Source organism: Bacteroides sp. D20 (assembly GCF_003436255.1).
Lineage (GTDB): Bacteria > Bacteroidota > Bacteroidia > Bacteroidales > Bacteroidaceae > Bacteroides > Bacteroides uniformis.
This window is the reverse complement of record NZ_QSOO01000033.1, coordinates 1-7,249: the sequence shown is the minus strand read 5'-3', so window position 1 is coordinate 7,249 and position 7,249 is coordinate 1. Positions and strand designations below refer to the sequence as shown.

The window sequence follows — 7,249 nt, the reverse complement described above, 5'->3', positions numbered from 1 at the left end:
GAGGGTTTTCCCTTAGAGTCGGTCGTACGACTGAATTCATACTCGGAGTGCAGCACATCATACTCTTTTCCTGCAAATTCCAATGTTGCTCTAAATGATGCCATAATCAATGAAAATTTAAAAGTTTAACAATGGTTTTTGAATATCTCTCCTCTCTTTTTTGAATTCAGTTCTTATGGGATAAAAACAAAAAAGAGAAAACTTCAAAAACGATCTTTTGAAATTTCCTCCGGTTCTTCCATGTTGATTTCTGTTTTATTTGTGGGAGAAAAAGAAGAAAAATAAAACATCATCTTTGTTGTTGGCAAACATAGGAAATTAAAATTAAAACTCCAAATTTTTTAGAGATATTTTTTTGCAAAACACAAAAAAAGTATTTTTCGACTTATGAAAATAACTTATTGCATTAATATACAGTAAATTTGCATTGTCACTTTTTAATCAACAGATATTCATTTTCCAGCTTGGCACCTATCTCTTTTGAGCCAGCCTGCCAATCTTCGCCGTAAAGAGCCTCCATGCGTTTTTCGATTTCTTCCCGCTTCTCGGCTTCAATACTATATATCTTTCCAATATAAGTATGGGCTATGAAGGATAAATTAACCGTCCTCAATTCGTCATCATCCAGTGCATAGCCATATTCAAAAGCCTCCGTTAGGATCGGTTCGTAAAAGAAACGATCCTTTTTCAATGCAACAAGCAGCGCATAGCCATATTGACTGACAGCCATAGATTTTAAATCTTCTTCCCTGGCAATTTCCGCTCCTTTCAAAAAACAGCCAACTGCCTTTTGCGCATCTCTCGACAGGTTATAGGCAATGCCTTTATAATCATAGAGCTGTATCAATATCTGGATACAAGCTGTTTCCTTCTGTCCTGCAGATTGCGCTATGCCGATCCCCTTGTCAAGCAGTTTGTGCGTGAATGCGGCTTCATCCTTGAAGCCCAACATAAAACCTCCATATATAAGGTATGCGGAAGCCCACATTTCAATCCCCCCAATTTCACGACATATCTTTATAAGCTCTTCTCCCAAGCGTTTAACCTCTTTCTTTTTTCCAGCATTGGCTGCTTCCCCCAAGGCGAACAGACAACAGCGGTATTTCACCTGCGGATCGTGTGGATCCCCCTGTGTTGCTATTTCTTTATAGGCTTCAGACATGTTCTGGTCGGGAATATTTATCCGACAGGCTTTTTCTTTCATATTCTCCAGCAACAAGCCATATACCTCACGGCCGTTATAGTCCGTCAGAATAAGACTTACATGCGGGGGAAGAGCCTCGGCCAATTCCTTTATAGAATTATTTAGCGACTCCACGTCCTGGATTCGATAAATGATTATCGTTATACCAAGAATGTTGCCGGCAACCCCCTCGAAAATCTTAAAACTGCTTACCATACGAATATAAAAGTCTTTCAGGATTTTGGGGTTGTCCTGTTTAAGAATGCCTGCCTCTTGTTTCAGTTCCTCGAAATCTGTCCAGTTCCAATCCGGGTGTTTTTCCAATTCTGCCGCAAAAGATGAGATCCACTCGTTGATTAGAAAAGAATAAAACGCCGCGGGGGAATCATAATCCGTCATAAAGGCAAGAATCGTATCACTGGACCTCCCGTAAGGAGAACCTTCAAGACGAATAAAACCCTCCACCAAAGGGAAATCCTCTTGGTCACATGTCAGACAATACACCTTTGCGTCAGGATGGTTTGTCCTGTTTTGAATCCATAAGTCTTGAATTTGACTGATTCTTATGGCTATTGGGTTATGTTCGTTGTTTGCCATATCTTGAATGTTATATTCAGTTTACTTTGTATTCTTCATGATACATCCTTTGTTCAAATACAAAACCATGTATTAGGGGTTCATGAGCGCGGATGTTAGATAAAATTTTTTGCGGTCTTCTGAAAGCATTCATGGATTTAGTCATAAGATGTCCCGGTTTGCCATCAGTCAATCGATATGAAAAAAGGGCAATCTTCTTTTCATACCCATCTAAAAAGTCGCTTACACTATAGAATTTTTCAATGGAAATTTCCAGTTGCTTCTTTGCATAGGCCAGTTTACCCTCTTTTTTGTCCCCTGTTGTTGGTGAATTGAACGGTCGAATATACTGGCCCTGACTTTCTGTCAGTTCATTGAAGACAATGAAGTCGTATCCAGCTATCGGGTTTATGATAAAATCACATTTTCGTCCCATACCCGCAGCTGTATCATGAAATAAATTAATATAGTGTTCAAAATCTATAATCTCTATATCGACAAGCGAGTTATTATTAATTATAGAAACACCCTTACCGGAATACTGTACAATTTTGGGCTGTTGGTCCCGGATTTCATGTTTCCCTCTCGGACGTTGTTCCCTACGGATAGACATAGTAGTTTCATCCCACACCACTCCGAAATGAGAAGGATAATCTTTTTTTAGGAAATCAATTAATGCGCTGTCCATTTTCCTGTTCCTCCATGCTTTCGTATTCATTGAAAATTTCTTCCATGGTGTCGGAAAGGTCGTATGTATTAATGACATACTCTTCCGTATCATTATCTGTGGCCATTAAGGAGGTAAGTGTACCTTCACCTACTCTATATACGGCAATATTGTCCTTTTCCAAAAAAGGATAGTTCTTACGTGCTTTTTCAAAATAACTGGCACGGAGTAACACATTCAGGTGATTAACTATATAGGGACTATGGGTAGCGATCATCAATCCCAGTTTCCTATCAACATCATTTTTATGAAAAGCCTCACTGACTATATTGTTGATCAGTCCTCTTTGCGCTTCGGGATCCAGGCTTAATTCTGCCTCTTCAATATGAACATGTACATACTTTGCCAGTTCATTTTGATTGATTCCCGGAGTGAATTTTGTAAGAAGGTCCTGCTTGAACAGGTAACTTAGCACGGAACGCTGGAAAGCATCCTTAAAAGAGAACTCTTTAGCAAAGTAGCGTATTATAGCAACTAAGGGTGCCGAGGTCTGAATACCCGAAGATGCATACCTTAACTCTACAGGAACAGAACCCTCCTGCTCAGATTCTATCATAAATAACTTGGGCTTGTTTCCTGATTTCTGTATTTTCATTTTCAGATTCAGGTATTCCAACTGCTGCTCCTTGATAACATCCGTAGCATTATTAAAATCATTGAATGTCTCATGGAAAAAGAATCCGAGGCTTGCCCCCTTGAATGAAGAGACTTTGGATGTCCATGCAGGTATGACACTTCTCGTTTCAGATATGTATGATTCTTTGAAGAATACCAAGTCATTATTGGGAATGTTAATGCTGGCTTGCAAGTTTTTCTTGGCATAAGATATAGTATATGCATTGCCGTTCATTTCTACCGTATAATAAATTTCCGTATCTGCTGTTATCATTTTGTCCAAACCGTCGTGGAGCAAGGAGTCGAACCGGAGTTTGAATGGAGAACGTGTAATCTTTGCATTCCTTAAATAGGAACGGATATTTACCATTTTATAGATGTAACGCATAAGCACAACTATTTTCATGATTGTACTCTTACCGCTTGCAGACTTACCGATGAATACGGTAAGGGGTTTAATGTCGTCTATTTGAATATTTTTCAGTGGACCAACATTCTTTATGGTTATGGATTCTTTCATTGTTACTAATTTTATCAGTCTATAGACAAAGGTAATGAAAAAAACGGGGATTTAGGCGTATCAATATGAAAATTCGATTATCTACTTCATGCATATGGCTTTTTATTAAGAGATTATTCAGCCCGGCTCTTTCTTTAAAAAGAGAAGCGTGGATTGGTTTGTTCGGCAGGAGGAAGCCGGGCGGCCCCATCTCAATCAGGCAGGATAAGGAAGAGTTGCGACACAGATACTTATTGAAATAAGATTATATGATATTTTAGGTGGAATAAAATAAATGTAGCCGGACTTTCCGTCTCAAACTTCCAGTTCTTCCACCCTGTAAGGGCTCCCGGCTTGTCCACATCATATTAAATATTGCTTGCAAGGCGCAATCTCGCAGATATACATTAAGGATATTGTATGAAATTCTCTTCAAACAGATGAAACAGTTTGATTTCTATAAATACAATTATTGCAGTAATGCCCAAAACAATAAAAAAGGTTCTTTTAAGCTTTTTCTTTTTACCAGAAGTTATTTGCATGAACTTATCATCTAAACTTTGATACTTGTGGTCGTTATATATTAACGAGTTTGCAAAAAAGAGTAAAGGGAAAATTATCCCTACAGCAAAAATAATATTTTTTTGATTGGAGTATATCCATAAGGCGGTTTCCCAATCCAGACAATTAACCACTATGGAGATTATCAATAACAAATACACATATTGAATTAATGTAATAACTCCGTAAGCACGGTGTGCATATCCTCCTTTAGGAGTATAAGACCGGACCCAAAAAAAAATATTATCCCAAAATAATATCTTATTTTTGTTCGAAATTGTATTGCGAAGGAACATATTTTCGTGATATAATTCTATTATCATAATACGGATTATGAACTTTAGTCGCATCAGCCGGTGCAATGCTTCCATGTATCTGCTCATAGATGCCGGGAGAAGGCCGGGGATCTGTATGTACCGCATTAAGAATAAACCATAAAATACCTAACACAACCCCGGCAGGAGGACAAACTTGTCCTATTAAGAAAATACCGGTATTAACCCCGATATTAACTTTCGTCTGGTACCATTCCTGTTCACCTGCTTGCCACAAAGCTAAGTCGATAATAACTCCAATCCCAAATAATTTATCTCCGATACGCCCTGCAATTTTTCCTTTTGTTGTGTATTTCTTATTACGATTGCGTACAAGCGTACCTTGACGATTTATTTGAATGTAATCCGGTCCTAAAACCACCGGCTTGGTTGACAGCTGCTCTACTGAATTAATAGCACCATATACAGACAGGGCATTTATAGCCATATCCTTTACTTCTCTTAATGGCGAGAATCCACTTTGGGTATTTTCTTCGTTTTTAATTATAACAAGTTCATAAAATGCGACTTTTTCCGAGCCTGACGGCTTATTGTAAGACATGTCCAGCCTGTCATATATAACATATCTTGGACGCCAACAGACATATCCTAAACCTTCAACGTAACCGGTGTACCGTTGCCGATTCTGACACATTGTTTTAAATTGCAGCAATGTGATCCCCATAACTTATATCGTCCTAAAAAAAGGTTGCAGGAATGTTGTGGCAACAAACCTGCAATCCTTTTTTGTTATTTTTTCACTTATACTTGTTTATATTCGCTCTCCCAAACAGCCTCTTCCGGACTATCTCCTTTATGTCCTGCCAATTGGATTACAAAACTCTTGGCCGGGAAGAATGGGGTAATATGAATATCCAGTAATACACAGTCTTTCAGTTCCGGGTGTTGTTCAATTTTCACAACCTTAAAGCGCTCGATCAACTTATTCGGTCCCATTACGCTATCAAGGAATTTCACAATTTGGGAACGCAAATCGGCTTCGATACGCGTATCCCAATTTTCAAAGGCACGCCGGTTCAGGAAGTCAAATAAAACTTTGGTAATATAGTCAAAAACACGTACCACCGAATAGGTTTGCAATCCAAGATTGTCTCCATTGAAAAGAGTCTTTGCAGAGAATGCCATAACCTTGCTGTATTCGTTTACCATAGGCACAAGCCCCATGCGTTCCAGTTCTGATATCTCGCTGCGTTTGAGGTCAAAACGTACACTTTCGATTTCATTCAGACCACCGAATTTTTTTCCGGCCACAACCTGTGACATTCGGGTGCTGTATATCTTTCCGGCCAAAGCGGCTGAAGGCGGGATATACAAATTCTCCTCTTCTCCTACGGCTTCTTCCTTTTGACGTCCCAACAGCCAATTACAAGTCATTACCGTGTTGGATTTAAAATCATCGCCACCGGTATGATCTGCATTAAAGAATATATCAACAACATCATCTGGAGATTCCAAATCCTGGAAATCCGTTATTAAGAAGGCTTTATTTTCATGAGCCATTTTTGACCACTTGTCCAAAATGGCATTGGAGCCCAAATATCCGGGCACAACCAGAAGAGAATAATTTCGGCGTAAATCCAAGCGGTCAAAATTTTGCTTCAATTCTTTGCTGATGTGGTCTGCAAAAACAGTATTATCCAAATCCCGTAACTGCTCAATGCTGGCATTGACAATCGTGATGTTCTTGACCTTGTCACTCTCGGTATTCTTATAGAATGAAGCTACGGTGCGATAAGCTTTCTCCAGGTCATGGGTACGCGCCAAAGCGGATTTCAAGTTTTTATTCAATAGTTCTTCAGCCTGAATAGCTGTTTCTTTTGCCTTATCACGCATTTTCTCGGCAGAATCATTGTTTCGTAACAAATCCAACCATACGGACAAACGGTTTGTAAGGGCCTTTCGTTCAAGCGCCCATTGTTCATCCGTCAAGAAAATATTTCGCCGGGCTTTTCTGTTAGGATTTAAATTGGAGAATCCATCTATAATATTCTCTAAGAAAGAAAAACCGCCGAATTCTTTAAGACGGTCTATCGCAGCTACGGAAGCAACTTGACCTTGCTGAGAGGATTGAGGAGAAGTTGTTACAGCCTGCTGTTTTTGTTGTTGATTATCCGGTTTCATGTGATGATGGTTTTAAAGTTTAGATTTGGATTGTGCAGCCTGAATTTCTTGAATGGAATTCTCTATAATTTCTGCCAGGGCATTCCTCGTTTCAGGATTCTCAATAACTTTTTGAAGCGCCCTGTTCGATGTCAGCTGTCTGGCAATTTTAACACTTTGTTCTTTCTCGATGTCAAGCCCGCTCAAGAACTCACTATTCTCCTTAATCTTTTTAGCATCAAAATCCCCAAGGTTCCTGAAAGCCATTAGTTCTTTAATTTCGGCACCTCCGGCATCTACATGCTCTAATTGCACAGTCGGCTCAAAATGTTCAAACACATCTTCTACTGTTTCCAGTCCGTAAACACACTCAGGAGAAGTAGGAGCTTCATCCGTTAATTTCTGGACCATCAAAGTTCGGTTGGAAGGGATATCAGCAATGGATTCATTTGCGTCCACTTTTACTTCGTTGCCTCCAATTCCATAATTATAGAGTCCCATAGTTCTCAATCATTTAAATTGTTAACAAATTATGTTGCTTATCTCTCATGGGCGCAATATACGAATTAAATTTTATCCAGCAAAAGAAGCGGAAATTAATTCTTGAGTTCAACTTATAAATGCAACTTTTTGGGTGCGGATAATAAGCAATA

At 39.1% G+C, this 7,249-nt stretch carries 7 protein-coding genes; all 7 read right to left on the bottom strand.

Translation table 11 applies throughout. The annotated features are described in order from the left end of the window. A partial coding sequence (gene tssD, locus DXD78_RS21425; protein ID WP_304650833.1) for a type VI secretion system tube protein TssD occupies window positions 1-104 on the bottom strand: 104 nt, incomplete at its 3' end. A 326-nt stretch (window positions 105-430) separates the two neighbouring features. Beyond that, window positions 431-1,780 carry a hypothetical protein gene (locus DXD78_RS20545; protein WP_101602713.1) on the bottom strand — a complete coding sequence of 450 codons (1,350 nt, stop codon included), beginning with the start codon at window positions 1,778-1,780 and terminating at the stop codon, window positions 431-433. 16 nt (window positions 1,781-1,796) lie between these two features. Further along, window positions 1,797-2,447, bottom strand: coding sequence for a hypothetical protein (locus tag DXD78_RS20540; protein ID WP_101602712.1), 651 nt, complete (start codon window positions 2,445-2,447; stop codon window positions 1,797-1,799). Further along, on the bottom strand, window positions 2,428-3,621 hold the full coding sequence (locus DXD78_RS20535) for an AAA family ATPase (RefSeq protein ID WP_101602711.1): 1,194 nt from the start codon (window positions 3,619-3,621) through the stop codon (window positions 2,428-2,430). The genes DXD78_RS20540 and DXD78_RS20535 overlap by 20 nt, the downstream gene beginning before the upstream one ends. A gap of 801 nt (window positions 3,622-4,422) precedes the next feature. Continuing rightward, window positions 4,423-5,037, bottom strand: coding sequence for a hypothetical protein (locus tag DXD78_RS20525; RefSeq protein WP_229093128.1), 615 nt, complete (start codon window positions 5,035-5,037; stop codon window positions 4,423-4,425). A 200-nt stretch (window positions 5,038-5,237) separates the two neighbouring features. Next, entirely contained in the window at window positions 5,238-6,617 is a 1,380-nt protein-coding gene (locus DXD78_RS20520) for a DUF5458 family protein (RefSeq protein ID WP_101602708.1), read from the bottom strand. Between the two features lie 12 nt (window positions 6,618-6,629). After that, window positions 6,630-7,097 carry a hypothetical protein gene (locus DXD78_RS20515; protein ID WP_101602707.1) on the bottom strand — a complete coding sequence of 156 codons (468 nt, stop codon included), beginning with the start codon at window positions 7,095-7,097 and terminating at the stop codon, window positions 6,630-6,632. Window positions 7,098-7,249 lie beyond the last annotated feature (152 nt).

What these genes read in the sequence shown, in the direction of transcription:
- DXD78_RS20545 (WP_101602713.1), bottom strand. Translation starts at nt 1,780, where the DNA reads ATGGCAAACAACGAACATAACCCAATAGCCATAAGAATCAGTCAAATT.
- DXD78_RS20540 (WP_101602712.1), bottom strand. Translation starts at nt 2,447, where the DNA reads ATGGACAGCGCATTAATTGATTTCCTAAAAAAAGATTATCCTTCTCAT.
- DXD78_RS20535 (WP_101602711.1), bottom strand. Translation starts at nt 3,621, where the DNA reads ATGAAAGAATCCATAACCATAAAGAATGTTGGTCCACTGAAAAATATT.
- DXD78_RS20525 (WP_229093128.1), bottom strand. Translation starts at nt 5,037, where the DNA reads ATGTCTTACAATAAGCCGTCAGGCTCGGAAAAAGTCGCATTTTATGAA.
- DXD78_RS20520 (WP_101602708.1), bottom strand. Translation starts at nt 6,617, where the DNA reads ATGAAACCGGATAATCAACAACAAAAACAGCAGGCTGTAACAACTTCT.
- DXD78_RS20515 (WP_101602707.1), bottom strand. Translation starts at nt 7,097, where the DNA reads ATGGGACTCTATAATTATGGAATTGGAGGCAACGAAGTAAAAGTGGAC.